Here is a 25,153-nt window from a genome sequence, read left to right on the forward strand (position 1 = left end):
TGAAGGTTAACCAAGGTGTCTGGTCTTGGACAGCTCAGTCTTCGATCAGGCCGAGCTCCTGTTGCGCGCGTCGGTCACCGGCGCGGGCGGCCTGGCGCAGCAGATCCTGGCCGATCCGGCGATCCCGTGCATTGCCGCACTCGCGGCACATCAACTGGCCGAGGCGACTCTGCGCCGCGACCACCCCTTCCCGGGCCGGTTGCTTGAGCAGGTGGCCGGCGAGGTGCTTGGCATTCTGGCTGTCGCCCAGACGCGGGCTATCCAGCAGCCATTCGGCCACGCGCACGGAAAATCGCTTGGGAGCGGTAACACGAGGGAGTTGGGAGGTAACAGATTCTGGAGCTGAACGAAACTTCATAAAGCACTGTGGGACAGATCGGAAGGCGCGCCACTCTACTCTTTTTTTCGCACAGGTAAAGTCGAAAAAAACCCGGCACGCCCGTGCTAGAGCAAGCGCTCGGGACAATCCACAGAAGCTGTGGATAACTCAGTGGACAACCGCCCTCCAGTCGCCGCAAAGCCTTGTGGAATGGGGCTCGCAGTCAAACTGACGATTTTTTCACCAGTTAAAAAAAGCGATGTTTTTCATTGACTTAAACTTTCGATGCAGGCAGCTATCGGGGTCAGGATGGGTGTGACAGCGCGGTTACAGCCTGCGCAACTAATGTGCACAAGTACCTGCTACACGGTTATATCGATGCGTCTTTTCGGGTCGTTTTGGCATTCAGGCTGGGGATAAGGCCCTGCGCCGAGCTTCAACACCTGCCAGATAATGGCGACCGACGGTCTTAATGTGAGCCAGATCGGGGCAGGCACGGGACCGGGGCCGTACCCGGAATCTTTTTGATCAGCGGGTTTGCCTTCTGCGGATCGTTCCGTTAGTATCCGCGGCGTTAGTACCAAGCTGAAAGTCAATTCCGGTCGAATACACCCCACGGTCACCCTTCTCTCACAGAAGCCTCCACCGATAAAAGCGGGAACGACCCCTCGATGGTTTCCAGGTAAATCTTGCGACGACACAGCCTTTGAATCGAATGCAAAGGGTGTCGCGAAGACCACTTACTCTGACCGAACCAACCTGCAAATTGATCAGGATCTTCACCAAGGGCCCAGAACCTCTGCCCTCGATGTGTTGCCTGTCCTCCTAAGTACCTACCTGCCAGCCCAAGCGCGCCAACTTTTATAGCGCTCGAACTGGCTGCCTTGTTCCAGTCGGGTTCTTCGTTCGACCAATGGTGGTTGACGTTACTGGAACGTTTTAACGTTGCACGGTTCTTATCCGTGTCATTTGTAGGAACACCTAATAACTATGTCGACTCAAATCCAGACTCAGGATGCCATTCGCACCCTAACCAACGCTTTTGCTCCAATGAACTGCCTGATCATGGCCGCTCGCAAAGGCTGCTTCAGCTTCACCGTGGTCAATGAACACGGGATCGCCCGCCACAGCGAGCGTCTGTACCCCGATCAATACTCCAGCGCCGAACCGCTGCAGGCCGTGATTGATCGCACCCGTCAGGCATTGATCGCCTGAGAGGCCGAAATAGCTGCAAAAGCAAAAGCCCCGCTGAAGAATGCGGGGCTTTTTATTGCCCGATGTTTCACCTTCGCCAGTTTCTGCTTAATCACTATCCGATATAACGGTTATAACGCCTCGCCGGAAATATTTTAAAAACAGGCCTTTACGTCGCGAATATGACACTACACTTCAACTCAAGCGGCGTGATCCGCTTCCGGCGAGCCTGAGTCGATCCACAGCTGCCAAGCTCCCCCTTCAGGTCTCGCCGCCCGATAACAAGATCCGAGGGTTTTATGGGTATCGCTGCCAGCGAACTGTGCCGCTACGTGATCCGTCCTACGCTGATCTACCTGGGACGCCACTGCGCAACCGCCGAATCCCTGTTGCTGGGCATTGCCGCCAGCCAGTCCGCCCTCGGTTCCGCCCTGCATGACCGGCGTGGCCACGGCCTGTACCGGATTGCCGAACACCGTCATCAGGCGCTCTGGGATCATTACCTGGCGCTGGATCCGGAACGCGCCAGCCTGGTTCGCGGCCTCGCCAGCCAGCATGCCTTTCTCAGCGGCCCGCACCTCGAACTGACCGTCAACCTGCGTTACGCCACGGCCATCGCCTGGCTACTGGTCGAAGAACAAAACCCCATCCTCCCCGAGCCGAACGATCTGCTGGGCATGGCGCGCATCTGGCGTCAGACCTTCCAGCCTCAAGGTCGTCTGCGCGATTTCACCTGTGCCTGGCAGACCTGTGTATCACCGCTGAATCAGGTCGCTTGCTGACCCGCCGGTTTCGCAAGATCGCGCAACTGGTCGCGAATCTGGTCTGATTGTCCTACAAAACCGCTCTAAATCAAGGCATACGGACTATAGCGCCGCGACGAAAATGTTGGTAATTTCCGCCCCGGTGATCACCAGGAGTTCTAATAATGAAAAAAGTCATGCTCAAAACCACCCTTAGCCTTGCCGTAACCGTGGCATCCACCCAGATCTTCGCAGCTGGCTTTGCCATCAACGAACACAGCATCAGCGGGATGGGGACTGGGTACGCCGGGCGATCTTCTTCTGCCGACGACGCAAGCACTGTTTACGGCAACCCTGCCGGCATGTCGCGCATCACGCGCGAACAAGTCACTGGCGGTGTTGCATTCCTCGACGCAAAAACCGATATCAGCGACGCCAGCTCCAGCCCGAACGGCGGCAGCAACAAAGGCGACATGGTGCCCTTCACTTCCGTACCTATGGGCTACTACGTCAAACCGATCGACGAGCATTGGGCATTCGGTCTGGGTGTATACGTACCCTTCGGCCTGATCACCGACTATGAAAACGGCTTCGCCGGCCGGTACTTCGGCAGCAAGTCCGAAGTCAAGATCATCACCTTCCAGCCAACGGTCAGCTACAAGTTCAACGATGTCGTGTCGATCGGTTTCGGCCCGACCATCAACCGCATCGACGGCTCGCTGGAATCCAACCTGTCGATCACTCAGGCAGCGCCGGACGGCAAGGTCAAGATCAAGGGCGACGACACCGCACTGGGCTACAACATCGGCGTGCTGGTGCAGGCTACCGACAGCACTCGCCTGGGTCTGACCTACCACTCGAAGGTCGACTACAAGCTCGAAGGCAACACCAAGGTCAACTACGGTGTGCTGGGCGCGATCGGCCTGGGTGCGAACCAGAAGTACGACGCGTCGCTGAAGATCACCACGCCTGAATCCGTGGACCTCTCGGTCACCCAGGCGATCAACGATCGCTGGAACGTCTACGCCGGTACCACCTGGACTCGCTGGAGCCAGCTGGAAAAGATCAGCGTCAAAAACTCCGGCGTACAGCCGCTGCTGGCCGGCCAGTTCGGCGAGATCACCGAGGAGCAGAACTGGCATGACACCTGGGCTTACGCCATCGGTACGTCCTACCAGTTGAACAAGGAATGGGTACTGCGTACCGGTCTGACGTTCGACCAGTCGCCGACCAACAACGTCGACCGTTCGCCACGCATCCCGACCGGCGACCGGACCATCTTCAGCATCGGTGCCGGCTGGAGCCCGACCGAAGACCTGACCATCGACGTTGCCTACTCGTACCTGAAGGAAGAGAAGGTCAACATCCGCAACGAGAACAATCGTGGCCAGAGCTACAACTCGCAGTACGAAAACTCGGCAAACGGCTTCGGTGTCGGCGCAACCTACCGCTTCTGATGCTGTACGGCGAGGCTGAGCTCTTTATCATTTGACGCCTCACCTACTAAAAAGCCCCGCTCTCTTCACAGAGGCGGGGCTTTTTGATGGGCGTCGATCAGGGTTTCAGCGGCTGGGAGGCAATGGCTTTCTCGATGGCCGCCAGAAATTCCGGATCGTCCGGTTTGGTCAGGCTGGAGAAATTGGCGATCACCTTGCCCTGACGGTCAATGACGTATTTGTAGAAATTCCACTTCGGCGCGCTGCTCTGTTTGGCCAGCACCTGGAACAGATGAGTCGCATCGTCACCCCGCACCTTCTGCGGTTCGGTCATGGTGAACGTCACACCGTAGTTGGCGTAGCAGACCTTGGCGGTCTCGGCGCTGTCCTTGGACTCCTGCTTGAAGTCATTGGAAGGCACGCCGAGCATTTCCAGGCCCTGCGACTTGTAGCGCTGATTGAGCGCCTCCAGCCCCTCGAACTGCGGAGCGAAACCACAGAAACTGGCGGTGTTGATCACCACCAGCGGTTTGTCGGCGTAGCGCTGACACAGGTCGATGGATTCCTTGGCCCGCAACTTGGGCAACGAACCTTGCAACAGATCCGGGCAGTCCGCGGCCTGGGCCAGTCCGGTCAACGCCATCAGCAACGCGGGAACAGCACACCAGCGCTTGAGCATGTCGGGCATCCTTGAGCAATCGTCAGGCCTCGACGTTACTCGCCCTCCCGCCGGTCTAGCAAGCACCCATGCCCAATTGCATCAGTGCCAGCCCGCCCTGATGCCAGCCCCACCACACCAGCGCCAGCAACGCGGCGCCGAGTGCGGTGACGACGATCTGCGGCCAGAGTCGGTTCATGCAGCGCTCGCACGCGGTTGCAGGCGCTCGACCGGGCGCTCGCGCACCGGCCAGTTCAACGCGGCCGCCAGCAGGCTCAAGAGAATCGCCACTTGCCAGATCAAGTCATAACTCCCGGTTCGGTCATACACCACCCCGCCCAGCCAGCCGCCGAGGAACGAACCCAACTGATGGAACAGGAACACGATACCGCCGAGCATGGACAGGTTTCGCACGCCGAACAAGGTCGCCACCGTACCGTTGGTCAACGGCACCGTCGACAGCCACAGGAACCCCATCGCCATGCCGAACAGATAGGCCGAAATCGTCGTCACCGGCAGCCACAGGAACAGCACGATCACCACGGCACGCAACAGGTACAACCCGGTCAGCAGACGCGGTTTGGACATGCGTCCACCGAGCCATCCGGCAGTGTAGGTGCCGAAGATGTTGAACAGCCCGATCAACGCCAGCACGGTCGTACCGACACTGGCCGGCAAATGCTGGTCGACCAGATACGCCGGCAAGTGCACGCCAATGAACACCACCTGAAATCCGCAGACGAAAAAGCCGAACGCCAGCAGCCAGAACCCGGAGTGCGAGCAGGCCTCGCGCAGGGCTTCGGACAGGGTTTGTTCATGCCCGAGCACCGGCAGCGGTTTGTCCTTGAGCATACTCACCAGTGGCACGATCAGCGCCACCAGCAGGCCCAGCACCAACAATGCCGCCGACCAGCCGAGCCAGCCGATCAGCCCGAGGGTGCCCGGCAACATGGCGAACTGGCCGAATGAACCGGCGGCACTGGCAATGCCCATGCCCATGCTGCGTTTCTCCGGTGGCACGGCGCGGCCGACGACGCCGAGAATCACCGAGAACGAGGTCCCGGACAGTCCGATGCCGATCAACAAACCGGCACTCAGGGACAAGCCCAAAGCAGTTTCCGACAGGCCCATGAACACCAGGCCCAAGGCGTAGAGCACGCCGCCGATCAGCACCACTTTCGCCGCGCCGAAACGGTCGGCCAGCGCGCCGGTGAACGGTTGCGCCAGGCCCCAGATCAGGTTCTGCAAGGCGATGGCGAAGGCGAACACTTCACGGCCCCAGCCGAACTGGGCGCTCATGGGCGACAGAAACAGCCCGAAGCCGTGCCGCACGCCCAATGACAACGCCAGAATCAGCGCACTCCCCAGCAACACCCAACCGCACGTACGCCACATCGAACTCATTGTTATTCTCCAGTCGCGGGTATATACCCGCTTACATTCGGAAAAAACCGGCCCTCAGGCCAGTTCATCCAATAGCCGCAGCAAGGTTTCACGCTTCTCGGCACCCAGTCGGTCGATCAACCGCTGCTGCGCCGCTTCCCAGGCCGGCAAGGCAGCTGCCAGGCGTTGCGCACCGGTTTCGGTGAGCCGGACGATGCGGTTACGCATGTCTTCGCCTTCGGCCAGCGCCACCAGGCCCTCACCTTCCAGCACCCGCAGATTGCGCCCGAGGGTGCTGCGATCCAGGCCCATCGCTTCGGCCAGTTCGGAAATGCTCGGTTGATCCAGGCGCTGCAGATTGCACAGCAGAGAATACTGGGCAACGTTGATCCCGAAGCCGTCGAGAGCGCCGTCGTAATGCCTGCTGACGCCACGGGCGGCGCGTCGCAGGTTGGTGCACAAACACTGAGAGGGAAGCATGATGCGTGTATATACCCGCGACTGTGTTAAATCAAGTTACAGATCAAAGTTACTTATCAAAACAAGGCCAGCCCGACCAGCACTGACATCTCCAGCAATTCCAGCAAGGCGCCGGCCGTATCACCGGTGGTTCCGCCCAGTCGCCGCATCATCAGATGCCGCAGACAGACGAATACGACGACCGACAGCAGCAACGCCACGACAGCGCTGACCCCAGCGATCACCATGCATGCCACCGCACTCCCCGCCAGCACCTGCCAACCGGTCTTGCGTGGCAGATGATCGGCCAGCGCCTGCCCCAATCCACCGGTCCGTACATAAGTTGTGGTGAGAAACAGCCCAAGCAACGCCGCCCGGCCGATCAGCGGCACGATGATCAACGCCGTGCTCTGCTGCTGTTCGATCAAGGCCAGCAACGCGGCGAACTTGAGCAACAAGACCAGCACCAGCGTCACCACCGCGATCGGACCGCTGCGCGGATCTTTCATGATCGTCAGCGTACGCTCGCGATCACCGAAACCGCCGAGCCACGCGTCGGCGCTGTCCGCCAGTCCATCCAGATGCAACGCGCCGCTGAGCAGCACCCACACCGTCAGCAACAGGGCCGCGTGCAACAGCAATGGCGCGCCGGCCAACGCAATGTTCAGCGCCCAGAGAATCACGCCGAACAGCAAGCCCACCAACGGATAAAACAACAGCGACCGGCCGAGCTGTTCAGGCGCCGGCATGCCCGGCAGACGAATCGGCAGACTGCTGAGAAATTGCAGGGCGATCCACAAGGGCAGCATGTCAGCACACTTCCTTGAGCGAACCGTCAGCCTCGACGATCAGCGAAAACAGCGCGCCATGAGCGACTTCAACATTGAGCAGTTGTTCACGGGGCAAACCTCGGGCCCGCGCCAGCAACAGACGCATGACCCCGCCATGACTGACCAGCAACACCCGCTCGCCCGCGTGCGCCGCATGCAGCCGCGTCACCGCCGCCAGCACCCGTGCCGAAAAATCGCTGACCGGCTCACCCTGCGGCGGAGTAAACCCATACGGATCGGCCCAGAACAAACCAAGTGCCTCGGCATCGGTTTCCATCAACGCCGCCGCGCTCTGCCCTTCCCAGGCACCGAAATGCAGCTCTTGCAGCGCCATGTCCTGCACCACCGACAGGCCGGTCTGTGCGCCGAGCTCTTCAGCAAACCGCGCACAGCGCTGCAACGGCGAGCTGACCAGCCGATCCCATGGCCCGAGCCCGATCACCGCCTCACGCATCTGCGCCCAGCCTTTTTCGGTCAGCGCATCGTCGAGGCTGCCGCGCAGGCCGCCGCCGAGTTCGGTTTCACCGTGGCGCAACAGATCCAGACGCAAGGTCATGTCGGACGATCCGCTACCGCGGCTTCGGCGAAGGTTGCCATCTGCCCGTGCAGATCACAGGCCAGACGCAGCAACGGCACCGCCAGCGCCGCGCCACTGCCCTCGCCCAGACGCAGGTCGAGTTCGAGCAGCGGTTCGGCACCCAGGGTTTCCAGCACATGACGATGACCCGGCTCTGCACCACGATGACCGAACAGCAGCCATTCACGGCAGGCGGGATTCAGGCGCACCGCTACCAACGCGGCGACTGTGCAGATGAAACCATCTACCAGCACCGCCACGCCTTCCTGAGCGCAGGCCAGATACGCGCCCACCAATGCCGCAATCTCGAAACCGCCGAGATTGAACAGGGTCTGCAACGCATCGCCACGCTGCGCCGCGTGCAGGGCCAGCGCCCGCTCGATCACGTGCGCCTTGTGGCTGACGCCTTCGGCATTCAACCCGGTGCCGGGTCCGGTCAGGTGTGCCACCGGGCAGTCGAGCAACGCACAGGCCAGCGCACTGGCGGCGCTGGTGTTGCCGATGCCCATTTCGCCGCCGATGAACAATTGCGCGCCCGCCGCCTTCGCCCGCAGCACGCTGTCGCGGCCGCCCTGCAAGGCGAGTTCACCCTGGGCCTGAGTCATCGCCGGGCCCTTGGCGAAATTCGCCGTGCCCGGGCCGATGTTCAGATGACGCACGCCCGGCAGGTTCAGCGACGGGGTCACGGTGCCCAGATCCACCACTTCCAATTGCGCGCCGAGTTGCCGCGCCAACACGCTGATCGCCGCACCGCCGCTAACAAAGTTCAGCAGCATCTGCCCGGTGACTTCCTGCGGGTACGCGGAAACCCCTTCGGCGACGACGCCATGGTCGCCGGCAAAAATCGCGATCCAGACCTGATCCAGCGTCGGCTTGATCCGGCCCTGCAATCCTGCCAGTTGCACCGCCACCGACTCGAGCTGGCCGAGGGAGCCGGCAGGTTTGGTCAATTGCTGCTGCCGCGCCGCCGCGTTTTCAACGGCGTCCGTATCCACCGGTTTGCACGGGTTCAGCCACCAGGCTTGGGTCATAACGCAGGTCCTTTCAGAGTCAGGGGCAGGCCGGCGACCGTCAGGACGACTCGCTGACAACGCTCGGCCAGAGCTTGATGCAGCCAACCGGCTTCATCGACGTAGCGGCGAGTCAATTCGCCCAGCGGCACGACACCCATTCCGGTCTCGTTGCTGACAAAAATGATTTCACCCGGCAGCGACGCCAGGCATTCGAGCAGGGCTTCACGCTCGGCGGCGAGGCGTTCGGCGTCATCGAGCATCAGCAGATTGGTCAGCCACAACGTCAGACAATCCACCAGCAGGCAGCGCTCGGGGCCGGCGTTTTCGCGCAGCACCCGAGCCAGTTCCAGCGGCTCTTCAATCAACGCCCATTCGGCGGGACGACGGGCGCGATGATGGGCGACGCGCTCATTCATCTCGCCATCCAACGGCTGGCTGGTGGCGATGTACGTCACGGTCAGCGCGCTGTCAGTGGCGAGTTTTTCGGCCAGGCGACTTTTGCCGGAGCGAGCGCCGCCGAGGATCAACTGGAGCATGGGGAGATTCCACAGAGTTCACGTAACCGCCCGGTATCCAGGTGCTTCTCCACCAGATCCGCCAGCCGCTCGATATCGCGTTCGCGCAAGCCGTGGTAATCCACCTCCTGCACATCGTTCAGACCGGCCCAGCGCAACAGCGCGGCACTGGCCGCCGGCGATTCGAACAGGCCGTGCAGGTAGGTGCCGAAAATCTGCCCGTCGAGACTTTGCGCACCGTCGCAACGACCGTCGTCCAGATACACAGCAGCGTTTTCCAGCGCCGATCCGGTCGTCACACCCGCATGAATTTCGTAGCCGCTGACCTCGGCATCTTCCAGCGCCAGACGCCCGCGTACATTGCGCAACTGCTTCTCGGCTTCGAGCTGTGTTTCAAACGCCAGCAGCCCAAGACCTGCACTGGAACCCGACGCGCCTTCCAGGCCCAGCGGATCGTGCACCTGCTCGCCGAGCATTTGCAGACCGCCGCAGATCCCCAGCAATTTGCCGCCGTAACGCAGGTGACGGCGGATGGCCGATTCCCAGCCATTGGCGCGCAGATACGCCAGGTCACTGCGCACGCTTTTCGAGCCTGGAAGGATAATCAGGTCGGCCGGCGGAATCGCCTGCCCCGGGCCGATGAATTGCAGATCGACTTGCGGATGCAGGCGCAACGGATCGAAATCGGTGTGGTTGCTGATGCGCGGCAGCACCGGCACCACGACTTTCAAGACTTGCTCGGCCTTGTCGGTCTGACGCTGATCGATGCCGTCCTCGGCCTCCAGATGCAGGTCCATCACGTACGGCAGCACACCCACCACCGGTTTGCCGGTGCGTTGCTCCAGCCAGTCGAGACCGGGTTGCAGCAAGGCGATGTCGCCGCGAAAACGATTGATGATGAAACCTTTGACCCGCGCCTGTTCGCTCGGCGACAGCAGTTCCAGCGTGCCCACCAGATGGGCAAACACGCCGCCGCGATTGATGTCGGCAATCAACAGCACCGGGCAATCCACCGCCTCGGCAAAACCCATGTTGGCGATGTCGCCGGCGCGCAGATTGATCTCTGCCGGCGACCCTGCGCCTTCGACCATCACCAGCGGATACGCGGCGCTCAAGCGCTCGTGGGAAGCGAGCACCGCTTGCATGGCGATGGCTTTGTAGTCGTGATAGGCGACGGCGTTCATGCTGGTGACCGCACGACCGTGGATGATGACCTGGGCGCCAGTATCGCTGTTGGGCTTGAGCAGCACCGGGTTCATGTCGGTGTGCGGCTCGAGAAACGCCGCCTGGGCCTGCACCGCTTGCGCGCGGCCGATCTCGCCACCGTCGGCCGTCACCGCGCTGTTGAGCGCCATGTTCTGCGGCTTGAACGGCACCACCGCAACGCCCTGACGGGTGGCCCAGCGGCACAGCGCCGTCACCAGGGTACTTTTACCGGCGTCGGAGGTGGTGCCCTGCACCATTAACGTGGTCATGCTGATTGGTTTTCCATAGAGCGCTCCATTGCAAATGCTTGCAGGGCTTGCTCAAGGCGCGCCTCGTCGGCGGTATCGGCGGGCAGCCCGAATCGCAGGCTGCTGTTGTGCCCGAAGAGGCGCAGGAGAATGCCGCGCCGAGCCATGAACTCATGTAACGCGGCGGCCTGTTCGGTGATCAGCCACTGAAACAGCGCACAGCCACCCTGCGGTTTGAATCCGTGACGTTCAAGCAGCGCGGCCAGCCGTTCGCTGGCCTCGTCGCTGCGAATGCGCTGGCGGGTATGGCCTTCGGTGTCGCGCAGACAGGCCTGACCGAGTACCCGGGTCGGCCCGCTGACCGCCCAGGGCCCGACCTGCTCGGCCAATAACCGGAGCAATTTGCGCTCGGCCAGCACGAACCCGAGCCGCACCCCGGCCAGACCGAAAAACTTGCCGAACGAGCGCAGCACGATCAGCCCCACTTGATGCGCATGCGGAGCAAGACTCAGCTGCGGCGTGTTGTCCATGAATGCTTCATCGACCACCAGCCAGCCACCCCGCTGGGCCAGCCGCGCATGCCAGTCGAGCAGGCGCGCCGGGGTCAGGTTCAGGCCAGTGGGGTTGTTCGGATTGACCACCACCAACACGTCGAGGCTGTCGAGAAAGAAATCGACTTCCTGTTCCAGCACCTCACGCACGATATAGCCGCTGCGCCGCCAGGCTTCGGCATGCTCGGCATAACACGGCGACAACACACCGACCTTGCCGGCCCGGCGCAATCGCGGCAGCAACTGGATGGCCATTTGCGAACCGGCCACCGGCAGCACCTGGCTGGCGCCGTAGTAATCGCAGGCGGCCTGCTCCAGACCGTCATCGCTCTCCGGCAAACGCGCCCAGGCCCGCAGCGGAATGTCCAGGACCGGAAACGGCCACGGCGCCAGGCCCGTGGACAGGTCGAGCCAGTCCTCTTCCGCGATGCCGTATTCGAGCGCCGCCCTGCGCAACCGGCCACCGTGCTCAAGCATAGAATTCAGCCCCCACGCAGAGAATCAGCAGCCATAACCATACCCCGCGCTGGACCAATTGCCAGCCACGATCAATGGAATCGGCATCCGCCGCTGCGCCCTCGCCCAGTTGCGGGCGCTCGTGCAGCTCGCCGTGGTAAATCGCCGGCCCGCCCAGTTCGACACCCAGCGCACCCGCGCCAGCAGCCATCACCGGGCCGGCGTTCGGGCTGTCCCATTTCGGCGCCTGAGTTCGCCAGCATTTCAGCGACAGTCGGGTTTTGCCGAGCAAGGCGTAGGTCAACGCCACCAGCCGCGCGGGAATGTAGTTGAGGACGTCGTCGATTTTTGCCGCCGCCCAGCCGAATCGCTCGAAGCGCTCGTTGCGATAGCCCCACATTGCGTCCAGCGTATTGCTCAGGCGATAGAGCACCACGCCCGGCGCACCGGCCACGACAAACCAGAACAGCGCGGCGAACACCGCATCGCTGCCGTTTTCCAGCACCGATTCGGTGGCGGCGCGGGCGACGGCGGTGCTGTCCAGCTCATCAGTCTGACGACTGACCAGATAGCCCACACGCTTGCGCGCCTCTTCCAGATTATCGCCGCGCAGGGCCTTGGCGACCGGTTCGACGTGCTCGCCGAGGCTGCGCATGCCGAGGGCGCAATACAGCGCAAGAATCTCGACGATCCAGCCCACATATGGCGCCCAGGAAAACGCCGTGGCCAGCAAGGTCAGCGGCAACACCGCAATCACCCACGCGGTGACGCCATGACTGCGCCAGCCGCGACCACCGCTATTGAATCGCTGCTCGATGCGCCCGGCGAAATTGCCGAACGCCACCAGCGGATGCCAGCGTTTCGGTTCACCCAGCAGCGCATCCAGCGCAACCGCGGCGACACTCAACAACGCCACACTCATTGACTCACTCCCCAAAAATTTTCATACAGCAGCTCATTGAGCGGACGCGCCTGCGCCCACCCTTCGAGTACCAGCATCGGCGCCGGATAGAATGCCTTGACCGGCCCCAGGCACAACACCGCCAGCGGCTTGGCCCCGGCCGGCAGCTTCAGCAGATCGGCCAGCGCCTGCGGGTCGAACAGCGACACCCAGCCCATGCCCAGGCCTTCGGCACGCGCGGCGAGCCACAGGTTCTGGATCGCGCAGGACAATGAGGCCATGTCCATTTCCGGCAGCGTGCGACGACCGAAGATGTGTTTTTCGCGATCATCCATCAACGCGGCAATCAGCACTTCGGCACAGTCGTTGATGCCCTCGACCTTGAGTTTCATGAACTCGTCACTGCGCTCGCCGAGGGCTTCGGCGGTGCGTACGCGCTCTTCTTCAACAAGGTTCTGGATCTGGCCACGCAAGGCGCGGTCGCTGATACGAATGAAACGCCACGGCTGCATCAGGCCGACGCTCGGCGCCTGATGCGCGGCTTCAAGCAATCGGCGCAACACGTCAGGCTCGACCGTGCCGCCGCTGAAGTGGCGCATGTCGCGGCGTTCGGCGATGGCGCGGTAGACCGCTTCGCGCTCGGCGTCAGTGAAAGCGTTGTCGGTCATGGCACCAACAGTGCGGCAATCGCCGACGGATTCGACGGAAAGTAAAAATGCACGTACGAGGCGGTCATCCGCCCTTCCCTATACACCGCCTCCGCACCGCGCCCGCCATTGGGGCTGTGGCCCCGGGCAATCGGCATCAGTTCGGTGGTAGTCAGGGAATGGTGATAGGTGTGGCCGCGCAACAGGCCTTCCGGCAGGTCGACCTCCTGCAAGGCCAGCGCAGCCAGACGTTTCTGCATCACCGCATCGCCACTCAACAGGCCGACCAAATCAGCACGGGTGCCTTCGACATCGGTCAGTGAGTCCAGCAGATAGAGCATGCCGCCACATTCGGCGAGCAATGGTTTGCCGGCGGCGTGATGCGCGCGGATCGCTTTGAGCATGGCGGTGTTCTGCGACAAGGCAACGTGGTGCAATTCCGGATAACCGCCGGGCAGGTACAAGCTGTCCGCTTCGGGCAATTGCGCATCGCGGATCGGCGAGAAGAAACTCAGCTCGGCGCCCATCGCCCGTAACAGATCGAGGCTGGCACCGTAGGTGAAGGCGAAGGCTTCGTCGCGGGCGACCGCAATCCGAACGCCTTGGAGCAGTTTTTCGGTCTCAACGATTTCAGGCGCAGCGAACTCGACGGCCGGTGGCAGCGCTACCTCGCAAGTGCCGGCCAGCGCTTGGGCGGCGGCATCGAGGCGCACGTCGAGGTCATTGAGTTCGCTGGCCTGCACCAGACCGAGATGGCGGCTCGGCAGTTCGATCCCGGTTTCCCGGGACAACGCGCCGTACCAGCGCAGACCTTCGGTGAGGCTGCCTTCGAGTAACTGCGCATGGCGCACGGTGCCGACGCGGTTGGCCAGCACGCCGGCGAACGGCAAGTCCGGCTGATAGCGCGCCAGGCCCAGGGCCAGTGCGCCGAAGGTCTGAGCCATGGCCGTGCCGTCGATCACGCCGAGCACCGGAACGCCGAAATGCCGCGCCAGGTCGGCGCTCGATGGCGTGCCATCGAACAGGCCCATCACGCCTTCGATCAGGATCAGATCGGCTTCGTGAGCGGCTTCCCACAACAGGCGTCGGCTTTCCTGCTCGCCGACCATCCACATGTCCAGTTGATAGACCGGCGCACCGCTGGCGCGCTCGAGGATCATCGGGTCGAGAAAGTCAGGGCCGCATTTGAACACACGAACCTTGCGCCCCTGATTGCGATGCAGACGGGCCAGCGCAGCGGTGACGGTGGTCTTGCCCTGGCCGGAGGCCGGCGCGGCGATCAGTACCGCCGGGCAGTGACGTGGTTGATTCAAAGTTCGACGCCTTTCTGCGCTTTGATACCGGCCTGGAAGGCGTGCTTGATCATGCCCATTTCCGTGACGGTGTCGCCCATCTCGATCATTTCCGGCTTGGCGCCGCGGCCAGTGACGATCACGTGTTGCATCGGCGGGCGGGCCTGCAGATCGCTGAGCACCTGATCCAGATCGAGGTAGCCATGTTTGAGGGCAATATTCAGTTCATCGAGCACCACCAGACCGATCGACGGATCGCGCAACAACTCGCGGGAGACTTCCCATGCAGCCTCGGCGGCGGCGATGTCGCGCTGGCGATCCTGGGTTTCCCAGGTGAAGCCCTCGCCCATCACATGAAAGCGCACCTGTTCGGGGAAGCGGCGGAAGAACAGTTCTTCGCCGGTGCTGTTGCGGCCCTTGATGAACTGCACCACGCCGCACTGCATGCCGTGGCCCATGGCGCGGGCGAGCATGCCGAATGCCGAGCTGCTTTTGCCTTTGCCGTTGCCGGTCAGCACCAGCACCAGACCGCATTCGTCTGGCGAATTGGCGATGCGCTCGTCGATCACGGCTTTTTTGCGCTGCATGCGCGCGAGATGGCGCTCGTCGCGTTCGGGGGAATCAGTCATGGGGGAGCTCTCCGTTGAGGCTGGATAACGGCGGGCAGGCACAAGAATAGACGGCAACAAGCCTGGCATCGCCCACCGTGATGCCGCTGGATGGATCAGGCCGGTCTCCGGGCTCATGAGCGGCTGGTGCCTGGCTGCGCGCCTTCCCGCTTTTACGCAGTGGCATCAGACGCAGCTTTCACTCATTTACCGTTGCGGGGGCAGCGCCGGGATTGTGAGGGTTCATCGCTTGAAGACCCGCCTCACCGGCTTCCCTGTTTCACTCTGTCGACATGCGCCACAGAGCACCTGAAACAAGCCGCGAAGGTTAGAGGGTTGGGGGTGGAGCGTCAATTGAAGAGGGACTTGTGCGGCGAATAACTGCCGCCGATCAATTAACTGACGCCAATCTTGTGCCACACTGCCATGAGTGATATCAAAGAGCCATGCTTTTTGACTGCAGAGAGCACATCACAATAACAAGGGAGAGCACCATGCAAGGCATGATCATCAGCAATCCGCGACTGGAATTCCTGCGCCCGGTGCTGGAACGCTGGTTTGACTGTATCGACCGTTACAACGCCGTGCGCGGCGACAATGACACGCCCTACTGGCACGACGAAAAAGCCAACCTTGGCCTGCTGTCGGCCGCCGCGTGGATGGCTGAACTGGTCACGCTGCGCGACACTGCCACCCGCAAACAGAACGAAGAAGGCGAGCGCAACGCCCGTGCCGATTTGTTTATTGCTGGCGCCGAGGATCGTGCCTTCATTCAGGCGACCCAACGCTGGCCGCGCGTCACCAGCCTGAATCTGACCCAGGCCCTGGCGGATATCACCAGCGACGCCAAGCGCATCAGCTACGCCAGCGACCTGAAACTCGGCTGTCTGTTCGTCGCCCCGCAAAAAGCCCAGCACAGCGCCAGCCCGGAAGAATTGCAGGACATGGTCGACGACCTGCAAAAGGAACACACCTGCGCCGTCGCCTGGTACTTCCCCTATGCCTACCGCAAATTACGCAGTGAAGCCGGTAACTATCACCCCGGCATTGCCGTGCTTTTCAAGGAAGCCCGCGGCTGAAGGTTTGAACCATCGCGATTGTGTGCTTCTCTATGGTCAGGAATGCATTCATAGGGAAGGTCAACAATGCGCAAAACCCCGTTCGTTTTCGTCATCATGCTCGCCGGAGGGCTCACCGCCTGTGGTGAATCCTCCAGCCTGCAAGTCTCCGACGGCACTGGCCCGTCACCCAAACTGCCCGAACCGAACAAGACCCTGATCCCGACGGTGAACATCGCCCCGGCCGTCGGCTGGCCGGCTGGCGCCAAACCGACCACAGCGGCAGGCACACAGGTGGCAGCGTTTGCCGAGAATCTCGATCACCCGCGCTGGCTCTACGTATTACCCAATGGCGATGTGCTGGTGGCGGAAACCAACGCCCCGCCCAAACCAGACGACAGCAAGGGCATTCGCGGCTGGGTGCAGAAAAAAGTCGTGAGCCGAGCCGGCGCCGGCACTCCCAGCCCGAACCGCATCACCCTGCTGCGTGACGCCGATCATGACGGCGTAGCCGAAACCCGCACGGTATTTCTGCAAAACCTCAACTCGCCGTTCGGCATGACGCTGGTCGGCAACGACCTGTACGTCGCCGATACCGATCGCCTGTTGCGCTTTAATTACGAGCCCGGCGTGACCGAGATCAAGACCCAGCCGATCAAGGTTGTGGACCTGCCGGGCGGCACACTCAATCATCACTGGACCAAAAACGTCATCGCCAGCAAGGACGGCAGCAAGTTGTACGTCACCGTCGGCTCGAACAGCAATGTCGGCGAAAACGGTCTCGACCAGGAAGAAGGCCGTGCGGCAATCTGGGAAGTGGATCGCGCCACCGGCAACCACCGGATCTTCGCCTCGGGCATCCGCAACCCCAACGGCCTGGCTTGGGAGCCGCAAAGCGGTGCACTGTGGACGGCCGTCAACGAACGCGATGAGATTGGCAGCGATCTGGTCCCGGACTACATCACCTCGGTCAAGGACGGTGGTTTCTATGGCTGGCCGTTCAGCTACTACGGCCAACACATCGACGCGCGGGTGGAACCGCAGCGTCCAGACATGGTGGCCAAGGCCATCGCTCCGGACTACGCCGTCGGCCCGCACACCGCGTCACTGGGCCTGACCTTCGCCGAAGGCAATCGCCTGCCGGCGCAGTTCAAGGAAGGTGCATTCATCGGCCAGCACGGCTCGTGGAACCGCAAACCGCACAGTGGCTACAAGGTGATCTTCGTACCGTTTGTCGCTGGCAAACCGAGCGGAACACCGGTGGACGTGTTGACTGGCTTCCTCGACAAGGACGAAAACGCGCGGGGTCGCCCAGTTGGCGTGGTGATCGACCAGCAAGGCGCATTGCTGGTGGCGGATGATGTAGGCAACAAGGTATGGCGGGTGTCAGCGGCCCGCTAATGTGCTACAGGCGTAAAAAAACCCGTGGAAGCCATTGGCTCCCACGGGTTTTTATGTCTCTGGACTACGGGTTATGCGCCAGATGCTCTGGCTGCAGAACGCGCTTGGCGCTCAGATAGGCTTTTTGCCAATAGGCTTTCGAGAGACTGTCCAGCTTCACCGTGCCACCGGTGGCCGGCGCGTGAACGAAGCGCCCTTCCCCGACGTAGATTCCCGCATGGCTGACCTGTGAGCCGCCATTGGTGGCGAAGAAAATCAGGTCGCCGGTCTGCAGCCCTTCCTTGCCGACATTCGGCGCCTGCATGACGATCATCTCGCGGGTCGAACGCGGCAGGCTGATGCCGGCGGCATCGCGGTAGACGAAACCGATCAGGCCACTGCAATCGAAGCCCGAATCCGGCGTATTGCCGCCCCAGCGATAAGGCGTGCCGACCAGCCCGAGCGCGCGGAACAGCACGTCTTCGGCAACGGGCGAAAAGGTCTGGGAAGATCCGAACACGATCGGGGCGCGAACCATCGGCGCCGGCGGCGGAGTGCGGCTGGCGCAGGCGCTGAGCAGCGCGGCGAAGAACATCAGGGCAAAGCGGGCCGACATCGTCATATGCAGAACATCCTGATCTGGCTGAGGCTTTGACTGCCGATTCGACAGAAAACAAAACCGCCTGCGTTAGGACGCAGGCGGTTTGCCATCAATATAGATCAGGATTCTAGCGGCTACGCGGCAAACTTCAAGTAAGACTTTAACTTCACCTTGTAAAGTTTAGGTCTATTGCCTCTGAAGGGCCGCTTTGTCGCCACAAGCGTAGCGACAAACGAGTGATTACTTACGAGCGGTCACCACGGTTGGAGCGTTCGCCAAAGCGCGCTTGGCTTCGATGAAGGTCTTGCTCCAGTAGCTGTCGCCCAGGCTGTCGATGCGAACACCGCCGCTGCGACGAGAGCTGGAGTGGATGAACTGGTTGTCGCCCAGGTAGATCCCGGCGTGACTGACACGACCGCGACGACCATTGGTGGCGAAGAACAGCAGATCGCCCGGCTCGAGATTGCTGCGCGAAACCAGCGGCGCATCCACGTTGATCATTTCGCGGGTGGAGCGCGGCAGATTCATGCCGGCTTCTTCACGGAACAGATAGCCGATGAAACCGCTGCAATCGAAACCGGCTTCAGAGGTACCGCCGAAACGGTAACGGGTACCGATCAGGGACATGCCGCGTTCGAGAATGCTGTCGGCCAGAACCGGAAGCTGGTAAGGCTTCTTGCCATTGAAGTCGGCGAGTTCTTTTTCGGTGTCCAGCTCTTCCTGGTAAATAACGGAAGACTGGGCGGTGGCAGAATTTTTAACCTGCTGTTGCTGCTCTTGGTTAACAGGTGAATGAGCAGCGCAACCGAACAACAGGGTGACGAGTGCGAGAGGCACGAGGGGTGCGAAGCGCTTTAGCATGGGCACGACCGTGGCTGATAGTTGTAAAGAAGCCGAGACTATGCCCGCTATCAGCCTCATTTGCAAATTCAATCGATCTTTTTGTGACTTCTCGGTTTCTCGTTAACATCTAAGCGCTTAAGCCTATTTGAATCGAGACGCAGCCTGTGCAACCCACAGGAAAGCGGGTTTTCTGGCGCCTGAAATATGCCGAAACCGTCTGAAAGCCCCGGTTTTACCAGCCCAGGGTTTCTTTCAGGAAGGGAATGGTCAACTTGCGCTGAGCCTGCAAAGAGGCCTGATCGAGCTGCTCCAGCAGATCGAAAAGCGCACTCATGCTGCGGGTACCGCGAGTCAGAATAAAATGCCCGACCTCGTCGGTCAGGTGCAGACCACGACGGGATGCGCGCAATTGCAGGGCACGCAATTTGTCTTCATCGGAGAGAGGACGCATCTGGAAAATCAGCGCCAGGGTCAGGCGCGATTTCAGGTCGGCGAGTTTGATCGGCAGTTCACGCGGCGAAGTGGACGCCGCAATCAGCAGACGCCGACCGCTGTCACGCAGACGGTTGAACAGATGAAACATCGCCTCTTCCCAGTCCGCCTTGCCGGCAATCACCTGCAAGTCGTCCAGACAGACCAGTTCGTACTGTTCGAGGTTGTCGAGAATTTCGATGCCGCGATCCATCAACTCGGCCAGCGGCAGGTACACCGCCGGTTCACCCATCTGCTCGAAGCGCAGGCACGCGGCCTGCAACAGATGCGTACGCCCTACCCCATGCTTGCCCCACAGATAAATGAGGCTTTCGGTCCAGCCGGCGTCGGCTTCGCAGAGACGCTCGACATAGCCGAGTGCCGCGGCATTGGCGCCTGGGTAGTAATTGATGAAGGTGGCGTCGTCACGCAGACGCACACCTAGGGGCAGCTGAATCGGTTTCATGCTGACTGAACAGTTCCCGAGGAACCGTTAGTGGCCTCTGTGTAAAGTGAGCGAAGTTTATACCCGTGAAGCGGAGCGCACAATGCGACAGACCCCAAGCAAAATCAAAGGTTTGCGTTAACGGGCTGGTTTTATGACAGTTTCTTTGGCGCCATGGCCTGCATGAGACGGGCCAACCGGTGATCCCACCGGGCGGCCCGCGCTTCACGATTACAACTCCAGTTCATCCACCCCACTGTAGATGTCGGAATCCTTGTACAGATCGTGCACATGCCGCACCAGCACCATGATCACCGCCGCCACCGGCAGCGCCAGCAGCACACCGGTGAAGCCGAACAGCTCGCCACCGGCCAGAATCGCAAAGATCACCGCCACCGGGTGCAGACCGATCCGGTCCCCCACCAGCAGGGGCGTCAGCACCATGCCTTCCAGGGCCTGACCGACCATGAACACCGCGACGATCCCGATCATCGGATACAGATCGCCTCCAAACTGAAACAACCCGGCAATCAGCGCCGCGCCGATGCCGATCACAAACCCCATGTACGGCACAATCGCCGCCAGCCCTGCGATCAGGCCGATCAACAGCCCCAGCTCCAGCCCGACAATCATCAGGCCCGCCGCATAGATCACACCCAAGCCCAGCATCACCAGCAACTGCCCGCGCACGAACGCGCCCAGCACTTCATGGCATTCACCCGCCAGGGCAACCAAACGCTCTTCGCGATCACGGGGCAACAGGCCACGGATCTTGGCCATCATCACGTCCCAGTCGCGCAGCAGGTAAAAGCTCACCACCGGGATCAGCACCAGATTCGCCAGCCAGCCGATCAGCGCCAGGCTTGAGGCCGTCGCCTGACTCAACACAACACTGACAATGTCAGTGGTTTGCCCCATGTGTTCGCTGATCGCGGCTTTGACCTTGTCGAATTTCCAGAAGCCGTCCGACAGCCCCAGCTTCGATTGCGCCCACGGCACAGCGGTGTGTTGCAACCAGTCGAGCATTTGCGGCGCCAGTTCGTAGAGCCGCAGCAATTGCCTGGCGAGCATCGGCACCAGCACCAGCAACAACGCAGTGACGATCAGAGTGAACAGGGCGAACACCGCGATCACACCCCAGGTGCGCGACAACCCCAGGCGCTCCAGACGATCGACGAGCGGATCGAACAGATAAGCGAGCAACAGCGCCACCAGAAACGGCGTGAGGATCGGATGCAACAACCAGACAAACGCGCAAAGCAGGAGCACCCCACCGAGCCAGAACCAACGCCGCGTATCGCCCATGTAACACTCCATTGCTTATATATAAGAAAGAAAACCTACCAGCGGAACCGCAGGGACGGCGCCACCGGCGTCGGCGTCGGCGCAACGACTGGCGGCGCCCCGGCCACCGCAGGTTGCGGCGCTGCGACCGGAACCGGCGCCTCGGCCGGCAGTTCCTGCAACCTTGCCAGCGACAATTGCGCTCGCAACTGATCCGCACTGCCGTTGACCCGATACAGGATGCGATCGGCATCGACACTTTGCAGACGCACGCCAAACGGTTCGAGTAACCGCAGCAGCGCCGCGTAATGCTCCAGATTCATGCCCTGCACCTCCAGGGTCTGCTGGCCGGACGCGCCCGGTTTGGCGACAAAGCGCGGCGCCAGACGCTCAGCGACCGCCAGCATCACCGCATCCGCCACGGCGGCCTGATCCGCGCCCTGCACGTTGCCGGCCTCTTTTTTATCGCCCAGCCACAATTGCCATTTGGCCTGCCACTGTCCGCCGTCTTCGCGGGCATGCACGGCGAGCAAGGCGTCGGCGCTGTAGCGTTCAGAAGCGTTGCGCAATGGCGCCGGGTCGGCACCTTCGAGTGCCGGCGCCGTGGCAACCAATTGCTCGCTCAAGTCCGCCAACGGCAGGCGCAACGGCAATCCACGGTGCTGCGCGGCGCGGCGCAAAGGCGCGGCACTGGCCTGACCGTCACCCACCAGGCTTGAACCCTCGGTTGAATCATTCAGCCACCAGCTCAGGATCGATGGCCGGTTAGCGCCCCACAGCGCCAGCCCGGCGCGGCGCAACGCCTGCTCGGTAGTTCCCGGGTCGAAATCGACTTTCAGCACTTCCGGCGGCCCGGCATCGAAACCGAACTGACTGATGATCTGCTGCGGATCCTTGCGAACCGGCGCCAGCCCCGGGTTCTGTGGGGCTTTCGGGTCGCCGGTCAGGCGCAGCACCAACGTATCCAGCGCGGCCTGGGTGGCGCGATCACGCTCTTCCGGCGACTGGCCAGTGACCGGTTCGCGCACCTGATAAAGACCTTTGAGATTTTCGGCCTGAGTCGTCAGGCTGATCAGAGACAAGCCACCCACTAACAGCAATTTACAAAAACGCATGGAGAATTCCCGTCGACAAGAGCGGCTGGAACAGGCCGCGTGAACCGTAATGCAAGCCTGAGACCACAGGCCGTCGCAAAACATTCACACGCGGGCGGTAAGTTTTTGCACAGTCCTAACGATAGACGGTTCCCTTATACAGGCACCCGTGATGTCACCTACAGCGTGAATTGCAAAAAATTTCGGCCGATATGCCCCTGCCCGTCGGCGTGAGGATGGCCGCTGCCCCTCAAGCCTGATAAAATCGCGCGCCTTCGCAGACCGGCAACAGCCGGGCACCCCGAACTTCGCGTGAGGCAATCGCCCCTGTCGGATTCGGCGTTCCCGCTGAACTCGGTCGTTACCCCTGAATCCCCTCCCCTAAAGGCCTGGATCATGAGCAAGCAACCCTCCCTGAGCTACAAGGACGCCGGTGTAGACATCGACGCCGGTGAAGCATTGGTCGAACGCATCAAGAGCGTCGCCAAGCGCACTGCGCGCCCGGAAGTCATGGGCGGCCTGGGCGGTTTCGGCGCCCTCTGCGAGATCCCGGCCGGCTACAAGCAACCGGTGCTGGTTTCCGGTACTGATGGCGTCGGCACCAAGCTGCGCCTGGCGCTGAACCTGAACAAGCACGACAGCATCGGCCAGGATCTGGTCGCCATGTGCGTCAACGATCTGGTGGTGTGCGGCGCCGAGCCGCTGTTCTTCCTCGACTACTACGCCACCGGCAAGCTGAACGTCGACGTGGCCGCCACCGTGGTCACCGGTATCGGTGCAGGCTGCGAACTGGCTGGCTGCTCGCTGGTCGGCGGCGAAACCGCTGAAATGCCTGGCATGTACGAAGGCGAAGATTACGACCTGGCCGGCTTCTGCGTCGGCGTCGTGGAAAAAGCCGACATCATCGACGGCTCGAAAGTCGCCACCGGTGACGCCCTGATCGCCCTGCCATCGTCCGGCCCGCACTCCAACGGCTACTCGCTGATCCGCAAGATCATCGAAGTCTCCGGTGCCGACATCGAAACCGTCCAGCTCGATGGCAAGCCGCTGACCGAACTGCTGATGGCCCCGACCCGCATCTATGTGAAGCCGCTGCTCAAGCTGATCAAGGACACCGGCGCCGTCAAGGCCATGGCCCACATCACCGGTGGCGGCCTGCTGGACAACATCCCGCGCGTTCTGCCAAAAGGCGCTCAAGCGGTGGTTGACGTGGCCAGCTGGACTCGCCCGGCCGTCTTCGACTGGCTGCAAGAGAAAGGCAACGTCGACGAAACCGAAATGCACCGCGTGCTGAACTGCGGCGTGGGCATGGTGATCTGCGTGGCTCAGGAACACGTTGAAGTTGCCCTGAATACTCTGCGTGACGCCGGCGAGCAGCCTTGGGTCATCGGTCAGATCGCTGTCGCTGCCGAAGGCGCGGCTCAGGTCGAACTGAAGAACCTCAAGGCTCACTGATGCCAAACACCTGTGATGTCGTGGTGCTGCTGTCCGGCACCGGCAGTAACTTGCAGGCCCTGATCGACAGCACGCGGACCGGCGACAGCCCGGTCCGCATCGCTGCGGTGATTTCCAACCGCGCCGACGCCTACGGCCTGCAACGCGCCAGTGACGCGGGTATCGCCACCCGCTCGCTGGATCACAAGGGATTCGAGGGCCGCGAGGCCTTCGATACCGCTCTGATCGAACTGATCGACGAATTCAGCCCCAAACTCGTGGTACTGGCCGGCTTCATGCGCATTCTCAGCGCTGACTTCGTCCGTCACTACCAGGGTCGCCTGCTCAACATCCACCCGTCGCTGCTACCCAAATACAAAGGGTTAAACACTCATCAGCGCGCGCTGGAGGCCGGCGACGCCGAACACGGCTGCTCCGTGCACTTCGTCACCGAGGAACTCGATGGCGGGCCACTGGTCGTACAGGCAGTAATCCCGGTAGAGTTGCACGATTCGCCGCAAAGTCTGGCGCAGCGGGTTCACGCTCAGGAACACCTGATCTACCCGATGGCCGTACGCTGGTTCGCCGAAGGACGGCTGAGCCTCGGCGAGCAAGGTGCTTTACTGGATGGCCAGTTACTCGGGGCCAGCGGTCACTTGATTCGAAACTAGGAGATTTTATGCGTCGCGCCCTGCTCTTCGCTTGCGCTCTGCTCGCCCTGCCTTTCGCCCAGGCGGCAGACCTTCAACCGTTCTCCGCCAGCTACACCGCCGACTGGAAACAGCTGCCCATGAGCGGCACCGCCGAACGCAGTCTGACCAAACAAGCCAACGGCGTCTGGAAGCTCAGCTTCAAGGCCTCGATGATGATTGCCAGCCTGTCCGAGGAAAGCACCCTGACCCTGGACAAGGACACCCTGCTGCCACAGTCCTACCACTTCGAACGCGGTGGTCTGGGCAAGGCGAAAAAAGCTGACCTGGACTTCGACTGGGCCAACAAGCTGGTGACCGGCACCGACCGCGGCGACGCGGTGAAAATCCCGCTCAACCGCGGCATGGTCGACAAATCCACCTATCAACTGGCGCTGCAGCATGACGTGGCCGCCGGCAAGAAAAGCATGAGCTATCAGGTGGTCGATGATGGCGAAGTCGATACCTACGACTTCCGCGTGCTGGGTTCGGAGAAAGTCGAAACCAAGGCCGGCCAGATCGATGCGATCAAGGTCGAACGCGTCCGCGATCCGACACAAAGCAAGCGCATCACCGTCCTGTGGTTCGCCAAGGACTGGGATTACCTGCTGGTCCGCCTGCAACAGGTCGAAACCGACGGCAAGGAGTACAACATCATGCTCCTCGACGGCACGGTCAACGGCAAAACGGTCAAAGGCAGCTGATTCAACGAAAAGCCCCGCAAACGCGGGGCTTTTTTTCGGTTCATCACGGATTGCCGGGAAACACGCTCTTGATCTTCATGAAAAAGAATTCGCTATCCCGGTAACCGTACGCCA

At 61.6% G+C, this 25,153-nt stretch carries 27 protein-coding genes, 1 pseudogene and 1 riboswitch; of the genes and pseudogenes, 8 read left to right on the forward strand and 20 right to left on the reverse strand.

The genetic code is table 11. From position 1 onward, the window contains the following. Positions 1-34: 34 nt before the first annotated feature. Positions 35-358 carry a sel1 repeat family protein gene (locus tag ACKJSM_RS27485; RefSeq protein ID WP_410239411.1) on the reverse strand — a complete coding sequence of 108 codons (324 nt, stop codon included), beginning with the start codon at positions 356-358 and terminating at the stop codon, positions 35-37. Between the two features lie 951 nt (positions 359-1,309). On the opposite strand from ACKJSM_RS27485, the gene ACKJSM_RS27490 reads away from it, so the two are divergent. The 3 genes from ACKJSM_RS27490 to ACKJSM_RS27500 all read left to right on the forward strand — a co-directional run bounded on the left by ACKJSM_RS27490 (position 1,310) and on the right by ACKJSM_RS27500 (position 3,713). Further along, positions 1,310-1,534 (forward strand): hypothetical protein, encoded by a 225-nt coding sequence (locus ACKJSM_RS27490; protein ID WP_007950419.1) that lies wholly within the window; start codon positions 1,310-1,312, stop codon positions 1,532-1,534. Positions 1,535-1,812: 278 nt separating this feature from the next. Beyond that, positions 1,813-2,295, forward strand: a complete 483-nt coding sequence (locus ACKJSM_RS27495) for a hypothetical protein (protein WP_236181899.1) — start codon at positions 1,813-1,815, stop codon at positions 2,293-2,295. 146 nt (positions 2,296-2,441) lie between these two features. Then, entirely contained in the window at positions 2,442-3,713 is a 1,272-nt protein-coding gene (locus tag ACKJSM_RS27500; protein WP_236181898.1) for an OmpP1/FadL family transporter, read from the forward strand. A gap of 97 nt (positions 3,714-3,810) precedes the next feature. Here ACKJSM_RS27500 and ACKJSM_RS27505 read toward each other — a convergent pair whose 3' ends face one another. The 14 genes and pseudogenes from ACKJSM_RS27505 to cobO form a co-directional block, all read right to left on the reverse strand. After that, positions 3,811-4,371: a glutathione peroxidase gene (locus tag ACKJSM_RS27505; RefSeq protein WP_410239412.1), complete on the reverse strand. Its 561-nt coding sequence runs from the start codon at positions 4,369-4,371 to the stop codon at positions 3,811-3,813. Between the two features lie 55 nt (positions 4,372-4,426). Further along, positions 4,427-4,549: a hypothetical protein gene (locus ACKJSM_RS27510; RefSeq protein ID WP_276574222.1), complete on the reverse strand. Its 123-nt coding sequence runs from the start codon at positions 4,547-4,549 to the stop codon at positions 4,427-4,429. Continuing rightward, complete coding sequence (locus ACKJSM_RS27515) at positions 4,546-5,754, reverse strand: MFS transporter (protein WP_410239413.1); 1,209 nt, start codon at positions 5,752-5,754, stop codon at positions 4,546-4,548. The genes ACKJSM_RS27510 and ACKJSM_RS27515 overlap by 4 nt, the downstream gene beginning before the upstream one ends. Positions 5,755-5,808: 54 nt before the next feature. Then, positions 5,809-6,213, reverse strand: a complete 405-nt coding sequence (locus tag ACKJSM_RS27520) for a MarR family winged helix-turn-helix transcriptional regulator (protein WP_007950413.1) — start codon at positions 6,211-6,213, stop codon at positions 5,809-5,811. 56 nt (positions 6,214-6,269) lie between these two features. Next, complete coding sequence (locus ACKJSM_RS27525) at positions 6,270-7,001, reverse strand: adenosylcobinamide-GDP ribazoletransferase (RefSeq protein ID WP_410239414.1); 732 nt, start codon at positions 6,999-7,001, stop codon at positions 6,270-6,272. Between the two features lies 1 nt (position 7,002). Next, complete coding sequence (cobC, locus tag ACKJSM_RS27530; RefSeq protein ID WP_410239415.1) at positions 7,003-7,578, reverse strand: alpha-ribazole phosphatase family protein; 576 nt, start codon at positions 7,576-7,578, stop codon at positions 7,003-7,005. Further along, positions 7,575-8,630 (reverse strand): nicotinate-nucleotide--dimethylbenzimidazole phosphoribosyltransferase, encoded by a 1,056-nt coding sequence (gene cobT, locus ACKJSM_RS27535; RefSeq protein WP_410239416.1) that lies wholly within the window; start codon positions 8,628-8,630, stop codon positions 7,575-7,577. Before cobT ends, cobC begins: the two co-directional genes overlap by 4 nt. Beyond that, positions 8,627-9,148: a bifunctional adenosylcobinamide kinase/adenosylcobinamide-phosphate guanylyltransferase gene (cobU, locus tag ACKJSM_RS27540; protein ID WP_236181893.1), complete on the reverse strand. Its 522-nt coding sequence runs from the start codon at positions 9,146-9,148 to the stop codon at positions 8,627-8,629. The genes cobT and cobU overlap by 4 nt, the downstream gene beginning before the upstream one ends. Then, positions 9,144-10,602: pseudogene (locus tag ACKJSM_RS27545) on the reverse strand (cobyric acid synthase); the annotation flags it as partial. The gene cobU and the pseudogene ACKJSM_RS27545, both read right to left, overlap by 5 nt. Further along, positions 10,599-11,609, reverse strand: coding sequence for a threonine-phosphate decarboxylase CobD (gene cobD, locus ACKJSM_RS27550; RefSeq protein ID WP_410239417.1), 1,011 nt, complete (start codon positions 11,607-11,609; stop codon positions 10,599-10,601). The pseudogene ACKJSM_RS27545 and the gene cobD, both read right to left, overlap by 4 nt. Further along, positions 11,602-12,510 (reverse strand): adenosylcobinamide-phosphate synthase CbiB, encoded by a 909-nt coding sequence (gene cbiB, locus ACKJSM_RS27555; protein WP_236181890.1) that lies wholly within the window; start codon positions 12,508-12,510, stop codon positions 11,602-11,604. Before cbiB ends, cobD begins: the two co-directional genes overlap by 8 nt. Then, a complete protein-coding gene (gene bluB / locus ACKJSM_RS27560) occupies positions 12,507-13,157 on the reverse strand; it encodes a 5,6-dimethylbenzimidazole synthase (RefSeq protein ID WP_236181889.1) in 651 nt (216 codons plus the stop codon). The genes cbiB and bluB overlap by 4 nt, the downstream gene beginning before the upstream one ends. Next, on the reverse strand, positions 13,154-14,449 hold the full coding sequence (locus ACKJSM_RS27565; RefSeq protein ID WP_410239418.1) for a cobyrinate a,c-diamide synthase: 1,296 nt from the start codon (positions 14,447-14,449) through the stop codon (positions 13,154-13,156). Before ACKJSM_RS27565 ends, bluB begins: the two co-directional genes overlap by 4 nt. Beyond that, positions 14,446-15,057: a cob(I)yrinic acid a,c-diamide adenosyltransferase gene (gene cobO / locus ACKJSM_RS27570; RefSeq protein WP_236181887.1), complete on the reverse strand. Its 612-nt coding sequence runs from the start codon at positions 15,055-15,057 to the stop codon at positions 14,446-14,448. The genes ACKJSM_RS27565 and cobO overlap by 4 nt, the downstream gene beginning before the upstream one ends. Positions 15,058-15,137: 80 nt before the next feature. Further along, a riboswitch (cobalamin riboswitch) is annotated at positions 15,138-15,364 on the reverse strand. Between the two features lie 166 nt (positions 15,365-15,530). Here cobO and ACKJSM_RS27575 point away from each other — a divergent pair. Together ACKJSM_RS27575 and ACKJSM_RS27580 are read left to right on the forward strand one after the other, a co-directional pair. Further along, positions 15,531-16,115, forward strand: coding sequence for a hypothetical protein (locus ACKJSM_RS27575; RefSeq protein WP_039769816.1), 585 nt, complete (start codon positions 15,531-15,533; stop codon positions 16,113-16,115). Positions 16,116-16,181: 66 nt separating this feature from the next. Further along, a complete protein-coding gene (locus tag ACKJSM_RS27580) occupies positions 16,182-17,495 on the forward strand; it encodes a PQQ-dependent sugar dehydrogenase (protein ID WP_410239419.1) in 1,314 nt (437 codons plus the stop codon). Positions 17,496-17,559: 64 nt separating this feature from the next. Here ACKJSM_RS27580 and ACKJSM_RS27585 read toward each other — a convergent pair whose 3' ends face one another. The 5 genes from ACKJSM_RS27585 to ACKJSM_RS27605 all read right to left on the reverse strand — a co-directional run bounded on the left by ACKJSM_RS27585 (position 17,560) and on the right by ACKJSM_RS27605 (position 22,233). Next, positions 17,560-18,096, reverse strand: a complete 537-nt coding sequence (locus ACKJSM_RS27585; RefSeq protein WP_236181885.1) for a C40 family peptidase — start codon at positions 18,094-18,096, stop codon at positions 17,560-17,562. Positions 18,097-18,315: 219 nt separating this feature from the next. Further along, positions 18,316-18,936, reverse strand: a complete 621-nt coding sequence (locus ACKJSM_RS27590) for a C40 family peptidase (RefSeq protein WP_039769810.1) — start codon at positions 18,934-18,936, stop codon at positions 18,316-18,318. A 214-nt stretch (positions 18,937-19,150) separates the two neighbouring features. Then, entirely contained in the window at positions 19,151-19,855 is a 705-nt protein-coding gene (gene hda, locus ACKJSM_RS27595) for a DnaA regulatory inactivator Hda (protein WP_007950396.1), read from the reverse strand. 210 nt (positions 19,856-20,065) lie between these two features. Next, positions 20,066-21,139 (reverse strand): AI-2E family transporter, encoded by a 1,074-nt coding sequence (locus ACKJSM_RS27600; protein ID WP_236181884.1) that lies wholly within the window; start codon positions 21,137-21,139, stop codon positions 20,066-20,068. A gap of 35 nt (positions 21,140-21,174) precedes the next feature. Further along, positions 21,175-22,233: a DUF2066 domain-containing protein gene (locus ACKJSM_RS27605; protein WP_410239420.1), complete on the reverse strand. Its 1,059-nt coding sequence runs from the start codon at positions 22,231-22,233 to the stop codon at positions 21,175-21,177. A 375-nt stretch (positions 22,234-22,608) separates the two neighbouring features. Between ACKJSM_RS27605 and purM the strand changes: the two genes are divergently transcribed. From purM to ACKJSM_RS27620, 3 genes are read left to right on the forward strand one after another with little or no spacing between them, the layout of a single operon-like run. Then, entirely contained in the window at positions 22,609-23,667 is a 1,059-nt protein-coding gene (gene purM, locus ACKJSM_RS27610; RefSeq protein ID WP_410239421.1) for a phosphoribosylformylglycinamidine cyclo-ligase, read from the forward strand. Then, positions 23,667-24,317 (forward strand): phosphoribosylglycinamide formyltransferase, encoded by a 651-nt coding sequence (gene purN / locus ACKJSM_RS27615; protein ID WP_410239422.1) that lies wholly within the window; start codon positions 23,667-23,669, stop codon positions 24,315-24,317. Before purM ends, purN begins: the two co-directional genes overlap by 1 nt. Before the next feature lie 8 nt (positions 24,318-24,325). Next, positions 24,326-25,039, forward strand: a complete 714-nt coding sequence (locus ACKJSM_RS27620) for a DUF3108 domain-containing protein (RefSeq protein ID WP_007950391.1) — start codon at positions 24,326-24,328, stop codon at positions 25,037-25,039. The last annotated feature ends 114 nt before the right edge of the window (positions 25,040-25,153 follow it).

The organism is Pseudomonas sp. PHC1 (assembly GCF_046487845.1).
Lineage (GTDB): Bacteria > Pseudomonadota > Gammaproteobacteria > Pseudomonadales > Pseudomonadaceae > Aquipseudomonas > Aquipseudomonas sputi.

Coding starts and splice junctions, on each gene's coding strand:
- ACKJSM_RS27485 (WP_410239411.1), bottom strand. CDS start 358: ATGAAGTTTCGTTCAGCTCCAGAATCTGTTACCTCCCAACTCCCTCGT.
- ACKJSM_RS27490 (WP_007950419.1), top strand. CDS start 1,310: ATGTCGACTCAAATCCAGACTCAGGATGCCATTCGCACCCTAACCAAC.
- ACKJSM_RS27495 (WP_236181899.1), top strand. CDS start 1,813: ATGGGTATCGCTGCCAGCGAACTGTGCCGCTACGTGATCCGTCCTACG.
- ACKJSM_RS27500 (WP_236181898.1), top strand. CDS start 2,442: ATGAAAAAAGTCATGCTCAAAACCACCCTTAGCCTTGCCGTAACCGTG.
- ACKJSM_RS27505 (WP_410239412.1), bottom strand. CDS start 4,371: ATGCTCAAGCGCTGGTGTGCTGTTCCCGCGTTGCTGATGGCGTTGACC.
- ACKJSM_RS27510 (WP_276574222.1), bottom strand. CDS start 4,549: ATGAACCGACTCTGGCCGCAGATCGTCGTCACCGCACTCGGCGCCGCG.
- ACKJSM_RS27515 (WP_410239413.1), bottom strand. CDS start 5,754: ATGAGTTCGATGTGGCGTACGTGCGGTTGGGTGTTGCTGGGGAGTGCG.
- ACKJSM_RS27520 (WP_007950413.1), bottom strand. CDS start 6,213: ATGCTTCCCTCTCAGTGTTTGTGCACCAACCTGCGACGCGCCGCCCGT.
- ACKJSM_RS27525 (WP_410239414.1), bottom strand. CDS start 7,001: ATGCTGCCCTTGTGGATCGCCCTGCAATTTCTCAGCAGTCTGCCGATT.
- cobC (WP_410239415.1), bottom strand. CDS start 7,578: ATGACCTTGCGTCTGGATCTGTTGCGCCACGGTGAAACCGAACTCGGC.
- cobT (WP_410239416.1), bottom strand. CDS start 8,630: ATGACCCAAGCCTGGTGGCTGAACCCGTGCAAACCGGTGGATACGGAC.
- cobU (WP_236181893.1), bottom strand. CDS start 9,148: ATGCTCCAGTTGATCCTCGGCGGCGCTCGCTCCGGCAAAAGTCGCCTG.
- cobD (WP_410239417.1), bottom strand. CDS start 11,609: ATGCTTGAGCACGGTGGCCGGTTGCGCAGGGCGGCGCTCGAATACGGC.
- cbiB (WP_236181890.1), bottom strand. CDS start 12,510: ATGAGTGTGGCGTTGTTGAGTGTCGCCGCGGTTGCGCTGGATGCGCTG.
- bluB (WP_236181889.1), bottom strand. CDS start 13,157: ATGACCGACAACGCTTTCACTGACGCCGAGCGCGAAGCGGTCTACCGC.
- cobO (WP_236181887.1), bottom strand. CDS start 15,057: ATGACTGATTCCCCCGAACGCGACGAGCGCCATCTCGCGCGCATGCAG.
- ACKJSM_RS27575 (WP_039769816.1), top strand. CDS start 15,531: ATGCAAGGCATGATCATCAGCAATCCGCGACTGGAATTCCTGCGCCCG.
- ACKJSM_RS27580 (WP_410239419.1), top strand. CDS start 16,182: ATGCGCAAAACCCCGTTCGTTTTCGTCATCATGCTCGCCGGAGGGCTC.
- ACKJSM_RS27585 (WP_236181885.1), bottom strand. CDS start 18,096: ATGACGATGTCGGCCCGCTTTGCCCTGATGTTCTTCGCCGCGCTGCTC.
- ACKJSM_RS27590 (WP_039769810.1), bottom strand. CDS start 18,936: ATGCTAAAGCGCTTCGCACCCCTCGTGCCTCTCGCACTCGTCACCCTG.
- hda (WP_007950396.1), bottom strand. CDS start 19,855: ATGAAACCGATTCAGCTGCCCCTAGGTGTGCGTCTGCGTGACGACGCC.
- ACKJSM_RS27600 (WP_236181884.1), bottom strand. CDS start 21,139: ATGGGCGATACGCGGCGTTGGTTCTGGCTCGGTGGGGTGCTCCTGCTT.
- ACKJSM_RS27605 (WP_410239420.1), bottom strand. CDS start 22,233: ATGCGTTTTTGTAAATTGCTGTTAGTGGGTGGCTTGTCTCTGATCAGC.
- purM (WP_410239421.1), top strand. CDS start 22,609: ATGAGCAAGCAACCCTCCCTGAGCTACAAGGACGCCGGTGTAGACATC.
- purN (WP_410239422.1), top strand. CDS start 23,667: ATGCCAAACACCTGTGATGTCGTGGTGCTGCTGTCCGGCACCGGCAGT.
- ACKJSM_RS27620 (WP_007950391.1), top strand. CDS start 24,326: ATGCGTCGCGCCCTGCTCTTCGCTTGCGCTCTGCTCGCCCTGCCTTTC.